The following is a 569-nucleotide window of genomic DNA, read 5'->3' on the forward strand; positions in this document are numbered from 1 at the left end:
AAGCCGGGCCTGAGCCCAGCTAAAATCTATGTTCTGCTATCGCTGGCGTTTCAGATCGCCGACAGCCTCACGCTCCACCGTCTTCAAGCAAACGAGGAATCGGGCTTCCAGGGAAATGAGCGCCTGCGACTTTTGGAATCCGTTGTCGTGCACGCTAAGGACGCTATCTTAATTACAGAGGCCGAGCCGCTCGATCTTCCCGGCCCGCGCATCGTCTATTGCAACGCGGCCTTTACCGAGGCCACTGGATATAGTGCCGAAGAGGTGATCGGCCAGCCTTGGCGTCCAGAGGCGCGATCCCCTGCTGGTCCTTGCAGACGAAATGGATTCTGTTTGTCATCCCGACACCCTACGCGAGAACACCTGACCAGCGGAGGCAATCTGATTTCCCTGGATCGGACCCATGGACTTGCCCGAGAGCGGACGGCCCGGATGTCGCCTAAGGGTGGCGGGCTCAACCGGTGACCGCAACACGCTAGCTTTTCTTCGGAGATGGAGCGTGGGTCATGAAGCAGCGGCGACGGATCTATTACTCGGCGGCCCAGAGGGCTGAAATCTGGGATCGCTGG

At 59.2% G+C, this 569-nt stretch carries 1 protein-coding gene; it reads left to right on the plus strand.

Features of this window, described 5'->3' with window-relative positions; translation table 11 throughout:
• Positions 1-465: PAS domain-containing protein (locus ACP7AU_RS17810; protein ID WP_426052289.1), on the plus strand; the 465-nt coding region annotated here is incomplete at its 5' end.
• Between the last annotated feature and the right edge of the window lie 104 nt (positions 466-569).

The organism is Brevundimonas sp. SL161 (assembly GCF_049896985.1).
Classification (GTDB): Bacteria; Pseudomonadota; Alphaproteobacteria; order Caulobacterales; family Caulobacteraceae; genus Brevundimonas.